18 protein-coding genes are annotated in these 18,468 nt (G+C 61.6%); 3 read left to right on the top strand and 15 right to left on the bottom strand.

Annotation, left to right across the window (positions count from 1 at the left end):
* Window positions 1–69 precede the first annotated feature (69 nt).
* Together BLP23_RS13775 and BLP23_RS13770 are read left to right on the top strand one after the other, a co-directional pair.
* Window positions 70–468, top strand: coding sequence for an SRPBCC family protein (locus BLP23_RS13775; RefSeq protein WP_092585375.1), 399 nt, complete (start codon window positions 70–72; stop codon window positions 466–468).
* Window positions 469–471: 3 nt separating this feature from the next.
* The gene (locus BLP23_RS13770) at window positions 472–828 is read left to right on the top strand and encodes a VOC family protein (protein WP_092585374.1); all 357 of its coding nucleotides are present in this window, start codon (window positions 472–474) and stop codon (window positions 826–828) included.
* A 9-nt stretch (window positions 829–837) separates the two neighbouring features.
* Here BLP23_RS13770 and BLP23_RS13765 read toward each other — a convergent pair whose 3' ends face one another.
* The 13 genes from BLP23_RS13765 to BLP23_RS13705 all read right to left on the bottom strand — a co-directional run bounded on the left by BLP23_RS13765 (window position 838) and on the right by BLP23_RS13705 (window position 13,057).
* A complete protein-coding gene (locus BLP23_RS13765) occupies window positions 838–1,551 on the bottom strand; it encodes a PAS domain-containing protein (RefSeq protein WP_092585583.1) in 714 nt (237 codons plus the stop codon).
* A gap of 189 nt (window positions 1,552–1,740) precedes the next feature.
* On the bottom strand, window positions 1,741–2,676 hold the full coding sequence (locus BLP23_RS13760) for a lipid A biosynthesis lauroyl acyltransferase (protein WP_092585373.1): 936 nt from the start codon (window positions 2,674–2,676) through the stop codon (window positions 1,741–1,743).
* 4 nt (window positions 2,677–2,680) lie between these two features.
* Window positions 2,681–3,709: a zinc-binding dehydrogenase gene (locus tag BLP23_RS13755; RefSeq protein ID WP_092585372.1), complete on the bottom strand. Its 1,029-nt coding sequence runs from the start codon at window positions 3,707–3,709 to the stop codon at window positions 2,681–2,683.
* A 53-nt stretch (window positions 3,710–3,762) separates the two neighbouring features.
* Window positions 3,763–5,049 carry a beta-ketoacyl-ACP synthase gene (locus tag BLP23_RS13750; RefSeq protein ID WP_092585371.1) on the bottom strand — a complete coding sequence of 429 codons (1,287 nt, stop codon included), beginning with the start codon at window positions 5,047–5,049 and terminating at the stop codon, window positions 3,763–3,765.
* A gap of 11 nt (window positions 5,050–5,060) precedes the next feature.
* On the bottom strand, window positions 5,061–6,266 hold the full coding sequence (locus BLP23_RS13745; RefSeq protein WP_092585370.1) for a beta-ketoacyl-ACP synthase: 1,206 nt from the start codon (window positions 6,264–6,266) through the stop codon (window positions 5,061–5,063).
* Entirely contained in the window at window positions 6,263–6,745 is a 483-nt protein-coding gene (locus BLP23_RS13740) for a 3-hydroxyacyl-ACP dehydratase FabZ family protein (protein ID WP_092585369.1), read from the bottom strand. The genes BLP23_RS13745 and BLP23_RS13740 overlap by 4 nt, the downstream gene beginning before the upstream one ends.
* 114 nt (window positions 6,746–6,859) lie before the next feature.
* Window positions 6,860–7,177: an acyl carrier protein gene (locus BLP23_RS13735; RefSeq protein WP_022715027.1), complete on the bottom strand. Its 318-nt coding sequence runs from the start codon at window positions 7,175–7,177 to the stop codon at window positions 6,860–6,862.
* A 153-nt stretch (window positions 7,178–7,330) separates the two neighbouring features.
* Complete coding sequence (gene cbiB / locus BLP23_RS13730) at window positions 7,331–8,311, bottom strand: adenosylcobinamide-phosphate synthase CbiB (RefSeq protein ID WP_092585368.1); 981 nt, start codon at window positions 8,309–8,311, stop codon at window positions 7,331–7,333.
* Entirely contained in the window at window positions 8,308–9,309 is a 1,002-nt protein-coding gene (gene cobD, locus BLP23_RS13725) for a threonine-phosphate decarboxylase CobD (RefSeq protein ID WP_092585367.1), read from the bottom strand. The genes cbiB and cobD overlap by 4 nt, the downstream gene beginning before the upstream one ends.
* On the bottom strand, window positions 9,306–10,613 hold the full coding sequence (locus tag BLP23_RS13720; RefSeq protein ID WP_092585366.1) for a cobyrinic acid a,c-diamide synthase CobB: 1,308 nt from the start codon (window positions 10,611–10,613) through the stop codon (window positions 9,306–9,308). The genes cobD and BLP23_RS13720 overlap by 4 nt, the downstream gene beginning before the upstream one ends.
* Window positions 10,610–11,452 carry a uroporphyrinogen-III C-methyltransferase gene (gene cobA / locus BLP23_RS13715; protein ID WP_092585365.1) on the bottom strand — a complete coding sequence of 281 codons (843 nt, stop codon included), beginning with the start codon at window positions 11,450–11,452 and terminating at the stop codon, window positions 10,610–10,612. The genes BLP23_RS13720 and cobA overlap by 4 nt, the downstream gene beginning before the upstream one ends.
* A 140-nt stretch (window positions 11,453–11,592) precedes the next feature.
* Window positions 11,593–12,567: a nucleoside hydrolase gene (locus tag BLP23_RS13710; RefSeq protein WP_092585364.1), complete on the bottom strand. Its 975-nt coding sequence runs from the start codon at window positions 12,565–12,567 to the stop codon at window positions 11,593–11,595.
* Between the two features lie 70 nt (window positions 12,568–12,637).
* The gene (locus tag BLP23_RS13705) at window positions 12,638–13,057 is read right to left on the bottom strand and encodes a cobalamin biosynthesis protein (protein WP_092585582.1); all 420 of its coding nucleotides are present in this window, start codon (window positions 13,055–13,057) and stop codon (window positions 12,638–12,640) included.
* 100 nt (window positions 13,058–13,157) lie between these two features.
* On the opposite strand from BLP23_RS13705, the gene BLP23_RS13700 reads away from it, so the two are divergent.
* Window positions 13,158–13,970: a TSUP family transporter gene (locus tag BLP23_RS13700; protein WP_092585581.1), complete on the top strand. Its 813-nt coding sequence runs from the start codon at window positions 13,158–13,160 to the stop codon at window positions 13,968–13,970.
* Between the two features lie 7 nt (window positions 13,971–13,977).
* On the opposite strand, the gene cobO is transcribed toward BLP23_RS13700, so the two are convergent.
* Window positions 13,978–14,610 carry a cob(I)yrinic acid a,c-diamide adenosyltransferase gene (gene cobO, locus BLP23_RS13695; protein ID WP_092585363.1) on the bottom strand — a complete coding sequence of 211 codons (633 nt, stop codon included), beginning with the start codon at window positions 14,608–14,610 and terminating at the stop codon, window positions 13,978–13,980.
* An 18-nt stretch (window positions 14,611–14,628) separates the two neighbouring features.
* A complete protein-coding gene (gene cobN, locus BLP23_RS13690; RefSeq protein ID WP_092585362.1) occupies window positions 14,629–18,462 on the bottom strand; it encodes a cobaltochelatase subunit CobN in 3,834 nt (1,277 codons plus the stop codon).
* Window positions 18,463–18,468: the final 6 nt, after the last annotated feature.

Raw genomic sequence — 18,468 nt, 5'->3', positions numbered from 1 at the left:
CGGCCGTTTCCTTCAATACGCCGCTTCCTGTCTGCTATTATCGGCGGAGGAAACACCAAGGAAAAACCGATGAGCACCCTGCCTGCCAAAGTTGTTCACTGCTCGATCAATCGGTACTGGAAGGAGGTCTACGACTTTGCCGGAAAGCCGGAAAACATGCCGCTCTGGGCCTCGGGGCTGGCCTCCGGCCTCGAACCGGAGGGAAGTGACTGGATCGCGCATGGTCCTCTCGGAACGGTGCGTGTGAGCTTCGTCCCGCACAACGAGTTCGGCGTCATCGACCATACGGTAACAATCGAAAGCGGCCTACGGGTCTACAACGCGCTGCGAATCGTGCCGAACGGCGACGGCTGCGAGGTGATGTTCACGCTGTTGAAACAGCCGGGCATGACGGACGACCAGTTCGCCGCTGATGCCGCCCATGTGCAGAAGGACCTCGGCGCCTTGAAATCACTGATGGAGATGTAACGGATGGAAAAAAGCGCAAACGATCTGAAGATCGACTACATTGAATTCAACGTCGCCGACATAGCGGCGGCAAAGGCCTTCTACGGTAACGCATTTGGATGGAATTTCACCGACTACGGCCCCAGCTATTGCGAATTCAATGACGGCCGCCTGACGGGCGGTTTCACAAATATCCAACCACCGCGCCGGGGCGGTGGCCCGCTTGTGATCCTATACGCCGACAAACTCGAAGAAGCGCTGGAGAAAGTCGAACGGGCCGGAGGTAAGATCGTAAAGCCAATCAGCGCCTTTCCAGGCGGCCGGCGGTTTCACTTCCTTGACAAGGATGCCTACGAACTGGCCGTGTGGAGCAAGACTTAAAGCGGGAAGCTAAGCAGCGATTGTCGAGATCGCTGCCGCATCGGCAGATTCCAGCACGACAAGCGCACCTAGAACTTGTCCGGACAGGTCGCGCAACGGCGACATGCGGCAACGCGTGCGCCTGCTTTCACCGCGCTGTTCGTAGTTGTACTCGACATGCGCCCCCGCGAAGCAGGCGTCGAGATTGGCTTTCGCTTGTGCCACGAACTGTTCCTCGCCAATGAATTCCATCACATGGCGGCCGATCATGTCGACCGGCCTTCGTCCGAGATATGCACAGTTCACCGGATTGGAATAAAGATAGCGGTAGTCGCGCGTAAGCACCGCGACACGATCCGGCAGCGTCTCGAGAATCGCCGAATTCAGAAAATTCCCGTTGTCGACATTTGGCACATAGGCCTTCGGTGCAGGTAGCGGCAATTCCCGCGGCAACGGGAAATCCGCACGCGGCGGCGCGCCGAAATAGCGCTCCAAAAGGGATATGAGCATGGCTGAGTGATGGGTGACGCTGGCAGCGTCATCGGCATCCTGCTGCAGCATATAGCCGATAAACTGAAGCTGCATGTACATCTCCATCAGGTTGGCCGCCTGATGGTCCACAATCACCTGAATCAAACGATCGAGACCACCATCAAGAGTTGCAACACGCCGATCGTCGCCGAGACGAATCGCCGCTTCGATCTGCGAGCAGCGTGATGAGAAAGCTTGCAAAAGTTCGAGCAAGGCGCCTCCAGATCCCTTATTCTTCAAAGGGATTCATATTCTCCCCGCTTTGGCAGAATTCAACGCATATGACATGAACATGAATCCCGCTACTCGCCCTAGTAGCGACGGATAACATGATTGGGATTCACGTTCAACGTGGACCTCACATGGGTTTTAATGGATGAGATATGAGAGGTTGAGAGCCCTTCACTTAAGAACTTCGTGCTTTACCTTCCAACGGTCGTGGTACCAGAGCCATTGGGCCGGGTACTCCCGCACCCAGCTTTCGACCTTGTCGTTCAGCATCTGAGCGGTCGCCGTCAGGTCGAGATTGCCCTTCTCGTCGCGCGGCATGTCCAGTTTCGGCTCGATCTCTAGCCGATAGCGATTGCCGGGAAGCCGAATGCAGCGCGCGGGATAAACCTCGCAGTTGAACTGACGGACGAGTTTCGGCAAGAGCGGGTTCGTCTTCGCGTCCAGGCCGAAGAAGGTGGTCTTCAGCCCTTTGCGGAACTTCTGGTCGACGAGAACGCCGACACCCTGCCCGGCTTCGAGCTGACGCGCCAGCGCAAAGGACGAGCCGGCATGCGACGGCACGAGCTTGCCCATGCGGGCGCTGCGAAAATCGAAGACCTTCTGGGCGACATAAGGATTATTCGGCGGACGAAAGAGAACCGTCACATGCAGACCGAAGGCAGCGCCGCTGACGGGCAGGAGTTCGAAGTTGCCCGTATGCGCCGTAAAGACGATGAACGGCCGGGGATTGTCCCGCAGGTCGAGGAAGATCGGGATCCCTGAGACCTCCACCCTGCCCGGTCCGGTTCTTTCCGGATCGAAATCGAACAAACGGTCCAGAAAGACATATTCGGCGGCGAGCCTTCCCATATTGCCCCAGCTCGCCAAGGCGATCTCTTCTAGCTCCGCCTCACCCTTTTCGGGGAAGGCATTGCGCAGGTTGAAGAGCATCAGCTTGTGGCGCGACGTGTGCGGACCGATCTTGCGGGTCAGCCAATCAGCAAACCGGATCGCGCTATCTTCCGGAAACAGCTTCAGGAAATTCATGAAGCCAAAGGCAAGCTGAGCGATCAGCCATTGGCGGAAATGCTCGAGCTTCAGAACGATCCGGGTGAGGAAGAGCTTCACCGCTTCAGTCCATCTTCAGGATGATCTTGCCGAAGATCTGGCGGGATTCCATGCGTTCGAGCGCGCGGTCGATATCGTCGAAGCTGACTTCGGTGTCGATGACCGGATGAACGAGGCCGCGGCCCATCTTCTGCATGGCATTCGCCATATTCTCCATGCGGCAGCCGAAGGAACCGAGCAGCTTCAACTGCTGCTGGAAGAGCATCATCAGGTTCATGTCGGTGGAAACGCCTGACGTCGAACCGCAGGTGACGAGGCGTCCGCCGCGCTTCATGCACAGCATCGAGCCCGCCCAGGTGTCCTTGCCCACGTGTTCGAAGACGACATCGACGCCCTTCTTTTTCGTGAGCTTGCGCACGACGCCCTCGAAGCGATCCGTGCGGTAATTGATGACGTGATCGGCGCCGAGCGCCTTGGCTTTCTCGATCTTGTCGTCCGAGCCGACGGTGGTGATCACCGTGCAGCCGATCTTCTTGGCAAGCTGGATCGCCGCCGTGCCGATGCCCGAACCGCCGGCATGCACGAGGATCGTCTCGCCGGGCTCGAGCTTGGCATTGTCGAAGAGCATGTGTTCGACGGTCCCGAAGGTGACGGGCGCAAGAGCCGCGCCGATGGCATCGACGCCGGACGGTGCCGGAACGAGCAGACGGGCCGGAAGATTCACCTTCTCCTGCGCAAAGCCGTCAAGATGGAAGCCATGGACGCCGGAGACGTGTTCGCAAAGATTGTCGCGGCCTTCGCGGCATGGACGGCACAGACCGCAGGTGCGCGCGCCGTAGATTGCGACCAACTGGCCGGGCAGGACATTCGCGACGCCCGGGCCGATCGCCTCCACGACGCCCGAGGCCTCCGCGCCGATGACAAGCGGCATCTTGCGCTTGGCGAATGCCATGCCGCGCCAGCCCCAGACGTCGATATGGTTGAGGGCGACTGCCTTGACCCGCAGCGTCACCTCGCCGGCAGCCGGAGCATCCGGTTCCGGCAGATCGGTGATCTCAAGCTTGCGGTCATCGATCAGTTGCAAAGCGCGCATAAAAACCTCTCGCCTCGAAGGCGTCTTCTCTCTCTTATTTTGTCGGCAACCGATTAAGCCGGTTCGAGCGCCATGACAAGGCTGGCGTTCTGCCCGCCGAAGCCGAAAGAGTTCGAAAGCACGGCGGAGACCTGCTGTTCGCGCTTCTTGTTCGGTACGACATCGAGAACGATAGATGGATCCGGGTTGTTGTAGTTAATCGTCGGCGGCAGCGTGCCGGTGAGCATGGTCTGCAGCGAGAACACCGCTTCGACCGCGCCAGCCGCCGTCAGCGTATGGCCGATCATCGACTTGTTGGAGGACAGCGCAATGGAGGCCATGCGCTCGCCGAAGACGGCAAGCATCGAGCCATATTCCATCTTGTCGTTTTCCGGCGTCGAGGTGCCGTGAGCATTGATGTAGCCGATACCGCTTTCATCGATGCCGGCATCGGCAAGCGCGGCACGGATCGTCGCGATCGCCGGGCCGCCATCGGGCGACGAACGGGTGCGATGGAAGGAATCGGCCTTTTCACCGGCGCCCTTCATGATGCCGAGCACCTTGGCGCCACGCGCGACAGCCGCTTCCAGCGATTCGAGAACCAGCGTCGCTGCACCTTCGGCGATGACGAAACCGTCGCGATCCTTGCTGAAGGGCTTGGAAGCCTTGGTCGGCGGATCGTTCTGCGTCGACAGCGCGGAAAGCAGCGAAAAGCGGATGAGCGCTTCGGCGCTCAGCGAACCATCGGTCGCAACCGCAAGGGCGCGATCGGTACGACCCTGGCGGATCGCCTCGATGCCGAGCTGGATCGCGGTGGCGCCAGAAGCACATGCGGTCGAAAGCGTCACCGGCAGCCCGCGCGTGCCGAAACGGTCGGCCAGACGTTCGGAGATCGCGCCGAAGAGTGCTGCTTCATGGAAAGCGGCATCCGTGCGCTGGCGCATCGCGGCCAAGAACCGCTCGTAGGCATCGCCCGGATGGCCGGACGGCGGCGAACGGTCGGCAAGATCGAAGCGGGCGCTCCATTCCGGCTCGATCGGCGGCGCGGCGAGAAAGAGCGGACCGTTGAAATCGCCGGAGATCCCGGCATCGGAGAGCGCTTCGATCGTCGTTTCGCGGGCGAAGGCGTAAGAGCGCTCAACGGCGTTCGGCACCGGGATGTCGATGAAATCAACAGTGCCGGCAATGCGGGTCGAAAGCCCGTCGGTCGGAAAGCGCGTGATCCCGTGGATCCCGGAAGTGCCGGAGGTCAGCGCCGCCCAGTTGTCCTTGAGCCCCTGGCCGAGCGAGGTGATGATTCCCATACCCGTGACCGCGACGATCGGGCGGCCGAGATGATCCTTGTAAGTCGCTTCTGTCATTTGATCACTCCTCACGCATCCGCGGAAAGAACGGCGACACCCTCGCCGCGCTGGTGGCCGACTGCGGTGACGACAGCGGCCGTGGCACCCGCACTCATCGGCTTTTCGTGCGCGGAGTCGAAAGGCGGAACCTTGGCTTTGCTGTCGACGGCGAGTGCGGCAAAAGCAAGTCCAAGTGTAAACTGCGCTTCGATGGCATGGCCGGCCACGCCGCCGAAGCCGCGGACGGCCGCGCCCGGAAGCTGATGCTCCAGAACCGCCTTCTCGCGCTCTGCCAGATCGTGCATGCCGGTCGAGCCCGAAAAGATCGCAGTCGTTTCCGGTGCAAGCTTCTTGGCCGGTTGAAGCAGGCGCTCGAGACGAACCTCAAGGTTTCCGGCATTCCGGTTACCGCGGTCGCCCTCGATGGAATCGATCGTCGCATAGATATGCGCCCCACGCGCTTCCGCATGCTTGCGCGATTCCAGAACGAGAAACGCCCCGGCCGAACCCAGGATCATGCCGCCGCCTTCGGTATCCTTGCGCGACCAAAGCGGCGCCCATTTGCCCTGAAGGTGAGCGCCGATCGCTTCGGGCAGCAGGATCATGTCCTGCCGCTCGGCGACGAAAGCGCCGCCGACGAGCGCATGCGAGGATTCACCCGACTTGATCCGGTAAAATGCAGTTTCGACGGCGGAGATGCCTGCAGCCTCCTCGCCCATGAACGTCCGCGAGGAACCGGTGACCTTATGGACGATCGAAATATTGCCGGCAAGGAGATTGGATAACTGCGCCAGGAAGAGCGTCGGGCGTAGTTCGGTGGTCAGCTTCTCGTTGAGTAAGAGCTCGCGATCATTGCGCTTCAGGCCCTCGTCGACGATCAGGGTATCGACATTGATGTCACGCTCGCCGCCGCCGGCGGCCACGATCATGTCCATCCTGCCGCAAGTTTCCGCATCCTCCTTGAAGCCGGCGTCATCGAGCGCCAGCCCGGCGGCAAAGACGCCAATGCGCTGCCAGTTCTCCATCTGGCGCTGATCGCCGCGCTTGGCAATCTGCTGCGACCAGTCGATTTCCGGCAGCGGATGCACCGGATAAGGCTTGAATTTCTCGGCCTCGATGATCGGCTCTGGGGCTCGGCCTGCCGTCAGGAGCGCGACATGCGCATCCTTGCCGACGCCCTGACAAGTGACGATACCGACGCCGGTGATGACGACATCATTTTGAGCCTTGCTCATCCCTTTACTCCCTGCGCGGCGATCGCATCCATCAGGCCGACCTCGCCCGCGCGCTTTTTCACGATATCGCCGAGCGGAACCTCGCTGAAGGGCATGGTACGCAACTTCAGTTGCGCATCGCAGACCTTCTTGCCGCCGCTCGTGATCTTTGCCTTGGTCACGGCAAAACCGGACCCGTCATGCTCCAGAAACGCCTCGATGTCGAGAACCGCCTCTGGCTCAACGAAGGTGCGCATCTTGGCGCCATCCACCGACATCAGGAACGGCATCGCGGCAAAATCAGTCGCGGCCAGCACCAGCATGCCCGAGGCCTGCGCCATGGTTTCAATGAGAAGCACGCCCGGAACGAGCGGCATACCCGGAAAATGGCCTTCGAAGACGGGACTTTTCGCCGGCACAACGGAACGCGCCTTGAGCACACCTTTTTCGAGGTCAACCGCTTCCACGCGGTCAATCATCTGGAAATATTCCAGCAGCATCGGATCCTCCGGCCCGGCGAGAAAGCGAGCGCCGGATACGCCTAGTTAGGAACAAAACCGCCCGGCCGCTACGGGTCGCAGAGGCAGGGCGGAGAAAAAAGATAGTTATGTCGCTCAGGCCTTGGCGGCGCGAAGCTCATCGATCTTGGCACAGAGGTTCTTCAGCACGAAATATTCCTCGGTGGAAACCTTCCCCTCGTTGACTTCCTGCGTCCACTTTTCGAGCGGGATCTTGATGCCGAATTCCTTGTCGATGGCGAAAACGATATCGAGGAAGTCGAGGCTATCGATACCGAGGTCGTCGATCGTATGGCTCTCCGGCGTGATCGTCTCGCGATCAATCTCGCTGGTTTCTGCAATGATGTCGGCAACTTTATCGAATGTAGCGGTCACGCGCTGTACCTCTTTCAATGACGAATTTATCCCCCTCATAGGCAAATCCATTTCAAAAGCCAATGCTTTCGCATGATCTGCTTTCAAATTTGACGGGCAACTGTTGCCGAAACAGCAATTCGTGTAGAAGCTCGAAGCACCAGGCCAGCATTCTTATCCGGATAGCGCCGAAACTACCCCTTTGAAGCACAGTCAAAGCAGAACGACGAATGCCAGAAACACCGCGATCGCCAGTATCATGCAACTTGCATTGAATACCGCGATCCCGTCCTCGACGTCCTTGACGGTGGCGGTGCCGCGGCCTGCGCCGTTGATCATCGGTTCGCTGACGACAATGCCGGAATAGACGCGCGGACCTGCCAATTGAACATCAAGGGCGCCGGCCATGGCCGCTTCCGGCCGGCCGGAATTCGGTGAGCGATGTAGACCGCCGTCGCGGATCGCAACCTGGAAGGCCTCGCGGCTGGCGCTTGCGCCACGACGAAGCCAGGCACCAGCGGCGATCAGTAGGATGGCAAGACGGGCGGCCGGCCAATTCGCTAGATCGTCGAGGCGAGCCGAGGCCCAGCCGAAATCGATGTACTTGTCCGACTTGTGTCCGATCATCGAGTCGGCGGTATTAAGCATCTTGTAGATGAAGAGGCCGGGCAGGCCGAGGACGACATACCAGAGCGCCGGTGCAACGACGCCGTCGGAGAAGTTTTCGGCGAGGCTTTCGATCGCCGCACGGCAAATACCGGGCTCGTCCAGTGTTTGCGGATCGCGGCCGACAATGCGGGAGACGGCCTTGCGGCCGCCGACGATCCCCTCGCCACGCAAGGCTTCCGCCACTGCAGAAACGTGATCCGCAAGGCTTTTCTGCGCCAAGAAGATCGCAACGCAGGCGACTTCGAGCAGAATTCCCACAAAGCCGAACAGCCCGAAGAACCAGTGCAGCACGAGCCCGGCAACGGCGCTGAACGCCAAAAGCACCGTGATCGAGACGGTGCCGTTCAGCCGCCGCTCGGCCTTCGTCAGCGTCTCGCTGTTGAACTGCCGGTCGAAATTGGAAATCGCCTTGCCGAAGAGGACGACGGGATGCGACAGCCGCGACCATAGCCAATCGGGATCGCCGACGATCCGGTCGAGAAGGAGCGCCAGCAACAGCACCAGGAGATTTTCGTCGATCGTCATCCGTCAAAACTTTCCAAAGCAACCACAAGCCTGTTGTCGGCGGCGAAATCGGGCGCGAGACCGAAACGCAACCATTCCGGCGCATAGTCGAACTTGCGGACGAGAATATGGTGGCGGCAGAGATGGGTGTGAATACGGCCAGCGCGGCTGTCCTCGACGAGCGAAAAGAGCCGCGTACCGCCTGTCATTGCCAAACCGGCGCCTTTCAACACGCCCTCCAAGGCATCCTGGCGCTCGGCGATCCTACGGATAATCGCAGCCGTATCCGACCGCAGCAAGGACGCGGCAATCGACAGCGCCGGGCCGGACACCGCCCACGGGCCGAGCCAATCCTCGAAACGCTCGCGGAAATCACTTGCAGTCACGACGAAGCCGAGCCGCAGACCTGCGAGTCCGAAGAACTTTCCGAACGAACGGAAGATGACGAGATTTGAAAGCCGCGATGCCAGAGGCACAAGACTCGAATCCGGTTCAGCATCGCCGAAGGCTTCGTCGACGACGAGACAGCCGCCCTGCCCTTTCAGCCGGTCATGCAGCGAGGCCAGCTCGTTCGGCCTATAGCTTTGGCCATCGGGATTGTTCGGATTGACGACAACGGCAAGCGCGTGCCGATCGTCGATAGCCCCGATCCCATCGACCTCATCCACGATAAATCCGGCTGACCGGAACGCCTTCCCGTATTCGCCATAGGTCGGCGAGACGATCGCGATTCGCTTGCCGGGCTCAACCAGTCTGGGCAAAAGCTGGATCACGGATTGCGTGCCCGGAACAGGCAACGGCAGCAGATCGCCGCTGCGGTAATAGTCGCGGGCAGCCGCAACGGCGGATTGCATCAGATACTTGTCCGGCAGGCGATGCCAAGATTCAGCAGGAATGTCTGGCAGCGCCGCCGGGCACGGATTGATGCCGGTCGATAGATCAAGCCAATCCTCCGGCCTTCCGCCAAAGGCAGCCGCGGCGGCCGTGATCCCGCCGCCATGCACGATCGGGACACTCATGCGGCGGTTCCAGCAAGGTCGATCAGATGCATATAAGACCCAGCGATCTGGCCGCGGCGAAGGCCGGCTTCACCGAGACCGATGCCGAGAGCATCGCTCACCCTGAAGAGCCTGTCGGCCTCGCCTTCGTGAACGACAGTGGAGTAATGATATTCATGGGCCGTCATGGCATGGTCGAAGAATGCCCCGTCGACCGGCTGGACACGGCGATAGCCGAGATGCCGGCTCCGCTCTTCATAGCTGGTGACAAGCGGCAGCAGGCCGAGCATCTCGTGCCGCGTGCCGCCGACATCGATCAGCCCTTCGCCAATGACCATGTAGCCGCCGCACTCGCCGTAAATGCGCGTTCCGCGTCCTGCAGCCTCGATCATCGCGCGGCGGAAATTCTGCGCGCCCGCGATCTCTCCGGCATGCAGTTCCGGATAGCCGCCCGGCAGATAGATCGCATCGGCATCGGCGGCGGGTGCTTCGTCGGCCAGCGGCGAGAAGAAAGAGATCGTTGCCCCGCGGCGGCGCCAGCCGAGCAGCATATGTTCGTAGGAAAAGGCAAAGGCGATGTCGCGGGCAACGGCAATACGGCTTCCGAGGGGCGTCAGCCGATGGATATTCGCCGCCGAGGGAACGTTGAGACCCTGGCGCGCGGTGCGCAGAAGAAACTCGAAATTGCACTCGTCGGAAACGGCCTCGGCAGCATGCTCGATAAAGTCCTCCAGCCCCTGATGCTCGCCCGCCTGGACGAGGCCCAGATGCCGCTCCGGAAGCGCCAGTGTCTTGTCGCTGCGGATGACCGCTATGACCGGCATGCGGATCGCATCGAGGGCATGGCGCAGCATCGTCTCGTGCCGCTCGCTGCCGACCTTGTTGAGAATGACCCCGGCGATGCGGACATCGGCGCGGAAGCTAGCAAAGCCGCTGACGAGCGGCGCGACCGAATGCGACATGCGCGAGGCGTCGACAACGAGCACGACGGATAGGCGAAGCATGGCGGCGAGATCGGCCGCGGTCCCCCTGCCGTCGGCCGCACCGTCGAAGAGCCCCATCATCGCCTCAATGACCAGAATGCGATCGCCGGAGCGGTGCAACGCGGCATTGGCGGAAATCAACTCGGGCCGCATGGCCCAGGCGTCGAAATTCAGGCAGGGCGTGCCGCTGGCGGCGGAATGAAAGGCAGGATCGATATAGTCCGGGCCGGCCTTGCCGGGAGCGACCGCAACACCGCGGTTGCGAAGCGCCCGAAGCAGGCCGAGTGTGATCGTAGTCTTGCCGGAGCCGGAGGACGGCGCAGCGATCAGCAACCCGCTCATGCCGTCACCTTCCCGCCGGTGCTGCGAAACGGATCGGGCTGTAGCCTGCGCCCGGCCAAAGCACCCAGCCAATCGAGCGACGGGCGCAATCTCACGACCTCGCCGACGACGACAATTGCAGGCGGCTCCAAGCCTGAGGCCGCGACGGCGGCGGGTGCTTCACCAAGCGTCGTTTCCAGAACCTGCTGCCCGCTGGTTGCGGCATTGCAGACGAAGGCGACCGGCTCCGACGGATTGCGGCCCGCCGCGATGAGGTTGGAGCTGATCTGGGCGATATGCTTCATCGCCATATAGATGACGATCACCGGCGAACCGCGACCGATCGCCTCCCAATTGATCGCATCCGGCACGATGCCGGAAGAATCATGGCCGGTGAGAAACGTGACCGCATGGTTGATGTCGCGATGGGTGACCGGAATGCCAGCATAGGCGAGCCCGCCGATACCGGCCGTAATGCCCGGCACGATGCGGAACGGGATGTTGTGCTCGACGAGCGTCAGCGCCTCCTCGCCGCCACGGCCGAAGACGAAGGGATCGCCGCCCTTCAGCCGCAGCACGCGTTTGCCGGAGCACGCAAGTTCGACCAGGCGAAGCGAGATATCCCGCTGATTCGCGGAAGGCTTGCCGCCTCGCTTGCCGGCATATTCGAGAACGGCATCGGCCCGCGCGAGCCTCAAGCATTCCTCATTCACCAGAGCGTCGTGAATGATCAAATCGGCTTCCGCCATCGCCTTAGCGGCAAGCAGCGTCAACAGGCCAGGGTCGCCCGGCCCGGCGCCGACGAGCCAGACGCTGCCCGGCTCCAGCGCCGGCAGATGGGAGAATGCGCTTTCGATCATTCAGGTGATCTATGCCCGGCAGCAGGCAAGGTCAACGGCAACGGTGAAAGCCGACCACAGGCTGCCGGGTGGAAACTGACTCAATTTTGGAAAGGGTTGAATCCGAACTTAAGGAAAGCAAGCCATCCCATTGATCGGATTCAGCAAGAACGGCCAGAGGCAACCCCGGCCCGCAGCAGCGTCTCGCGAACGAGGCCGATCACCATTTCCGACTCGACGCCGGTGCAGACGATCTGGCTCGGCAGGCCGTCCCAATCACCAGGCGGGAAGCGGCGGCCATCCGGCTTCACGATCGTCTGGCCGTCGGCAATACCGCCACATACGACGCGAACAGAACCTGTGATGGTCGAAAAGAGTTCCGGCGCCACGACATAGACGCAGGCGCAGCTGTCATGCACCATCATTCCGTCATCGACCGCGTGCGCGTAGAAATCGATGTAGAACTGGGAGAGCTCGTTCAGCAGTTTGACGGCTCTGTCGCCCTCTGCGGCGGCAGCGGCGAGATAGCGCCGGCTCATGGTCGTGGCCGCGGTCACGTCGAGGCCGATGACTACAACTTTCCAGGGAGCGGTCAGGACGATGTCGGCAGCTTCTGGATCGCCGTGAATATTGGCTTCCGCGACCGGCGAGACATTGCCCGGCACATAGAAATTGCCGCCCATGATGACGACGGCCTTCACGAGCTTGGCGATCTCCGGATCTTCCTTCAGCGCCAGCGCAAGATTCGTCATGCGGCCGACGGCAACGAGCGTCACCTCGCCCGGATTGGCGCGCACGGTGTCGACGATGAACCGGTAAGCCGGGCGCGGATCGAGCGGCACGTCGACGGTTTCCGGCAGGTCGATATTGCCGAGCCCATTGTCGCCATGCACGACGGTCGGCCACTCGATCTCCTTGCGCGACGGATCGATCGTCGTACCCGTACCCTTGGCGACTGGGGCCGGAATATCCCATTCGCGCTTCAAAAACAGCGCGTTGCGCGTCGTCGTTTCGATCGAGGCATTGCCGAAAACGGTCGTGATGCCGATCAGGTCGACGTCGGGGTGACGATGCAGGAAGAGGAGCGCCATGGCGTCATCGACGCCCGGGTCCGTGTCATAAATGACCTTGTGCATGAGATTTCCTTTTATGCTGTTCGCCGCGTGCCGGAAAACGCCTCGCGAAGTGGCGACACCATAGCGCCCGTTATTCTTTCTGCAACCGCATGCAGGCGATCGCCGCGGTTGCGCGCGCAGATTTGATCTTGGGCACCGCAAGCTCTGCGTTGCGGCCGCAAGCGGCAAGCGCCGCCGACTCGGCAACGCCGTGGCAGCCGACCCGGGCAAAGACGATGTCGGATGGATTTTTAAGGCGCGGCGTCTCTTCCTCAAGGCGTGCGGCACTGAAAAGCAGCATCGGCACGCCGAAATGCCTGGCGGCCTCGATAAAAGCAGGCTCCCCGGCCCGGCCGTCGATAGATGCGATCGCTGCGAGTTCACCGGGCACCAGACCGCCCAGCCACAAAGCCTCGGCCGCAAGCGCCACGACTTCGTCGGGCGGCGTGCCGCGCTCGCAACCGAGGCCGAGGACATGGCGGCGTGAAATATCGAAGGTGATTCCGGTCATCGGCCCTATTTTGAAATGCATGAGTGTCCTTCCAGCCATTGCAGCCGAAAGCCGGAAATGCAACATGGCGTTGACTTCAGTCCTGCCTTCGAGTTCCTCCTTGTCCGATATCGCTCCCCACCTGCTTCTACTCCTCTGCCTTGCCGGCTTTTTTGCCGGCTTTGTCGATGCCATCGCCGGCGGCGGCGGGCTCATCACCGTCCCGGCGATGCTGATCGCAGGGATTCCGCCGCTCCAGACGCTCGGCACGAACAAGGTGCAATCCGTTTTCGGAGCAGCGTCTGCGACGATCGCCTATGCGCGCAAGGGCCATGTGAACCTTCGAGAACAACTGCCGATGGCCATGATGGCGGCTATGGGCGGAGCGCTCGGAGCAGCCCTTGCGACGATCGTGCCCGGCGATGTCTTGCGCGCCGTCATGCCGGTGCTGCTGATCGCGATTGCGCTCTATTTCGCCTTCAAGCCAAACCTTAACGACCTCGATACCCACCGCCGCGTCACGCCTTTCGTCTTTGGCATGACTTTCGTACCGCTCATCGGCTTTTACGACGGAGTTTTCGGTCCGGGCACGGGCTCCTTCTTCATGCTGTCCTTCGTGACGCTTGCCGGTTTCGGCATGCTGAAGGCAACGGCGCATACCAAGCTTCTGAATCTCGGCTCGAACATCGGCGCGCTCATCGTCTTCGCCTCCTTCGGAGCAACGCTCTGGATGGTCGGGCTGATGATGGGTCTCTGCCAGTTCCTCGGCGCGCAGGTCGGCTCACGGCTTGCGATGCGCACCGGCGCCAAGCTCATCAAGCCGCTGCTCGTGACGGTTTGCATAGCGTTCACGATCAAGCTTCTGTCCGACCCGACGAACCCTCTGCGCCTCTGGAGCCTGGCAATGGCCTTCGATTACCTGCCGGGAAATTGATCCGCCATCAGAACTCCACGCCGGGCTGTCCCTTGATACCAGAGCGGAACGGATGCTTGATCAGCTCCATTTCCGTGACCAGATCGGCGATCTCGATCAGCTCGTCCTTGGCGTTCCGGCCGGTCAGCACGACGTGTGTCATATAAGGTTTCTCGGCCTTGAGAAATGCGATCACCTCGTTGAGGTCGAGATAGTCATAGCGGAGCGCGATGTTGATCTCGTCGAGCAACACCATGGAATTGCGCTCGTCGCGGATCAGTTCCTTCGCCTTTTCCCAGGCAGCCTTCGCCGCTGCGACATCGCGCGCGCGGTCCTGCGTTTCCCAGGTGAAGCCCTCGCCCATCGTATGAAACTGGCAAACGTCGGAGAAATGTTTCTCGATCAGGTCGCGCTCGCCGGTCCACATCGCGCCCTTGATGAACTGCACGACGGCTGACGGTTTGCGGTGGGCGATATGTCGGAAGATCATCCCGAAGGCGGCAGACGACTTGCCCTTGCCTTTTCCGGTGTGAACGATGATCAGGCCTTTCTCGTCGGTTTTCGTGGCCATGATCTTGTCACGTGCGGCCTTCTTCTTGGCCATCTTTTCGGCGTGACGTGCATCGTCCTTCTCGCCGCTTTCCACTGGTTCTTCGCTCATTGTTCTTCCCTACAAGGCTTATGCCGTTCCTGTGTGACGTGGCGGCGCGAGATCGAAGCTCGCCGAATTGCTGCGCGGCGTCCAGAGCCTGCGGTCGATCGCTTCGAGCAGCCGCTCCTTCATGTCCGCAAGCGCCGCCGGGTTCTTCTCCGCCATGAAATCGCGAACTCTCGGATCGGCGACGAAGGCCTGGTAGACGGCCTCGAAATGGTGGTTGCCGACGGCACCCGTCGTCGCTGCAAATGCGAAGAGGTAATCGACCGTCGCGGCGATCTCGAAGGCGCCCTTGTAGCCATGACGCATGACGCCATCGATCCATTTCGGATTGACCGCACGCCCGCGCACGACGCGACCGATCTCCTCCTCCAGCGAGCGGATCACCGGCTTTTCCGGCCGCGAGTGATCGTTGTGATAGATCGCGGGACGTACTCCACCCAGTTGTTCGGCCGCGGCCGCCATGCCGCCTTCGAACTGGTAGTAATCGTCGCTGTCGAGCAGGTCATGCTCGCGGTTGTCCTGGTTCTGCACTACGGCCTGGATGGAGCGCAGGCGCTCCTCGAAGAGGCCGCGTTCGGCCCTGCCTTCCTCAGCCGCGCCGTAAGCATAGCTGCCCCAGACAAGATAGGATTCCGCCAGATCGGCACGCCGCTCCCAGCCCTTTTCGTCGATCAATGCCTGCAGGCCCGCACCATAGGCACCGGGTTTGGAGCCAAAGATGCGGTAGCCCGCGCGCTTTTGTGCTGATGCCTCATCGAGGCCGGCTGCGGCAAGGCGCGCGGCTTCGACGCGCATGCGGGCGGCGATCGGGTTGTCTGCGGCGTCTTCATCCAGAGCGCCTACAGAGCGGATTGCCCTGTCAAATAGCGCGATCTGCTCGGGAAAGGCATCCCGGAAGAAGCCGGAGATACGCAGCGTCACGTCGACGCGCGGGCGCCCCAGCAGCGCGGGCGGAATGATCTCGTAGCCGGTGACGCGCCGCGATGTCATGTCCCAGACCGGCTTGACGCCGATCAGCGCCAGCGCTTGCGCGATATCGTCGCCGCCGGTACGCATGTTCGATGTGCCCCAGGCCGTCAGCCCGAACGAGACCGGCCAGTCGCCATGGTCTTGCACGTAGCGCCGGACGAGCAATTCGGCGGATTTTTTGCCGAGTTCGAAGGCTGCAGGCGTCGGAACGGCGCGGCTATCGACTGAGTAGAAATTTCGCCCTGTCGGCAGCACGTCCGGCCGCCCCCGCGTCGGCGCGCCGGACGGACCTGGAGTGACGAAGCGGCCGTCGAGACCGCGAAGAAGGCCTGCGATTTCAGCCTTGCCGCAGGCGAGGATGGAAGGCTTCAGGTGGGTTTCGATCTCGGTCAGAACCGATTGGGTTGCAGGCCAGTCAGGCGGGCACTGAATTTCACCGGAGACCAGTTCTGCGGCAAGCAATTCGATGCGCTCGACGGTGTCGCCGTTGGTGCGCCAGGGGGTATTGGAGGTCTCTACCAACAGCGATGGCCGCGGGCCGAGCCAGGGCGTCGACATATCGCAATCGAGGGGGTCGAAGGCTGGCAACTGTCCCTTCTCCCCAACGGAGAGAACCTGGCCCTTCTCCGCGTTCAGGAGAAGAGGGAACCCAAGGAACGCATCTGCCGCGATCGCCCGGTGCAGGCTGGCATCGCCCCGCTCGCCCAAACTGCGCGGAACGCGGGCCAGTGCCACCGTGAGATCAGTCAGCAACCGGCCCTGCGGCGCAACACCGAAGACATGCAGGCCATCGCGAATCTGCATTTCCTTCAGATCGCAAAGATAGGCGTCGAGCTTCTTCAGCGCCTCGTCCCCGCTCTCGCCTTTGGCGATCCCCGCATCCCGGTCGAGACCAATATCGGCGACGAGATCAAGGATCTGCTTGCCGAGCAGCCGAATACGCCGCGGGTCGCCGCCGGAGGCCTCGTAATATTCGTCGACCAGTGCTTCCAGGTCTTTCAACGGGCCATAGCTCTCGGCCCGCGTCAGCGGCGGCGTGAGGTGATCGATGATGACGGCGCTGGAGCGCCGCTTGGCCTGCGTGCCTTCGCCCGGGTCGTTGATGATGAAGGGATAGAGATGCGGCAGCGGGCCGAGGATCGCTTCCGGATAACATTCCGAAGACAGCGCCATCGCCTTGCCCGGCAGCCATTCCAGATTGCCGTGCTTGCCCATATGAATCACGGCATCGGCGCCGAATTCCTCGCGGAGGAAGGCATAAAAGGCAAGATAGCCATGCGGCGGCACGAGGTCCGGCGAATGGTAGCTTTCCTTCGGATCGATGTTGTAGCCGCGTGCAGGCTGGATGCCGATGAGAAGATTTCCGAAGCGGGTGAAAGGCAGGGCGAAACTGCCGTCCGTGAAATAGGGATCGGACGCCGGATCCCCCCAGTGGGCGGCAATCTCGTCTTGAATCTTTTTCGGAAGAGATGCAAAGAACGCTTTGTACCCACTCAAGGAAAGCGTCTCGCGGATCACCTTGCAATCGTGTCCGGAATTGGTCGGCCCCTCGGCGAGGTGCCGCATCAGCGCATCGCCATCGGCCGGGAAACCGGAAACAGCGTAACCCGCATCCCGCATCGCCTTCAGCACTTCGATCGTGCCGGCTGGCGTATCGAGGCCGACGCCGTTTCCGAGACGTCCGTCACGGCTTGGGTAGTTTGCAAGCACCAGCGCGATCCGCCGGCCCGCAAGCTGCCTGTTTCGGAGGCGCGCCCAGTTGGCGGCGAGTTGCGCCGTATAACGCATACGACCGGTATCCGGCTCGCTAGCGACGATATTGGCTTCGACAGCAGCGTCGTAACGGGCGGCAGACTTGAACGAAACGGCCCGCGCCAGCACGCGGCCATCGACCTCCGGCAGCGCGACGTTCATGCCGAGATCGCGCGCGGAAAGGCCTTGCGATGACGAGGCCCACGCCTCCTTGGATGTGGCGGAGAAAATCGCCTGGAGAACGACGGCGCCGTTTGATTCAAGCACGCTCGGCGCGCGATCGGCGCCGGGCGCAGACACGGCAAAGCCGGTGGTGTTGATCACCACATCGGGCGGCGCCTCTGCAAAGATACGCTCGAGAATGCCGGTAGATAGCGGATCCTTGAGACTATAAGCGAAGATCGGCAGAGGGCGCAGACCTTCCGCCGCCAGCGCTTCGATGAGCGCCTCAACGGGGGCCGTTTCGCCGCTTTGCACGAGCGCGCGGTAGAAGCTGATGGCGACGGTGGGCTTGAATCCGGCCTCTTCCTTCGAGTTTGGAATACCGGAGGCGGAAACAGCTTTCCACTCCTCAACTCCAATCACGCCTCGACCCGGCCACCAGATACCCGCTTTCATCAGGGGCGCAGCCGCGCCTGGCTTTTCATCGCCCGAGAGCATCGCCGTCGCGTAATCGAGAAAGCTTCGCGAATTCCCGTCGCCGCCTTCGATCAGATAAGCCCAGAGCGCGTTGAGATCGTCGAGCGGCACGTTCGAAAATGGCGTCAATCCCGCATCCGGCTTCGAATCCCCGGGCAGTACCGCAATCATTGCACCATGCCGCGCTGCGCAGGCATGCAGCGCCTCCAGCGCGTAATGGAAGTAACTCGCGCCCCCAAGCGCCCGGACGATGATCAGCTTTGCGCACCTCGCCGTGCGTTCGATATAGGCATCGACGGACATTGGGTGTTTGAGGCTCATCAGGCTGGCGAGGCGGAGCGTGAAAGGCCTTTTGCCTTGCGCGTGAGCCGCGGCGATCGCCGCAAGCTCCGTATCCGCCGCAGACAGGAACAGGATATCGGCGGGCGATTGGCCGAGGTCGATCGCCTCGTCGCCGTCGCTGATCGTTCCTCTGTGGGCAAGAAGCAGATGCATGGCCGA

This window comes from Rhizobium mongolense subsp. loessense, assembly GCF_900099775.1.
GTDB lineage: Bacteria > Pseudomonadota > Alphaproteobacteria > Rhizobiales > Rhizobiaceae > Rhizobium > Rhizobium loessense.
The sequence above is the reverse complement of the archived record's forward strand: the minus strand, read 5'-3'. Positions and strand labels throughout refer to the sequence as shown.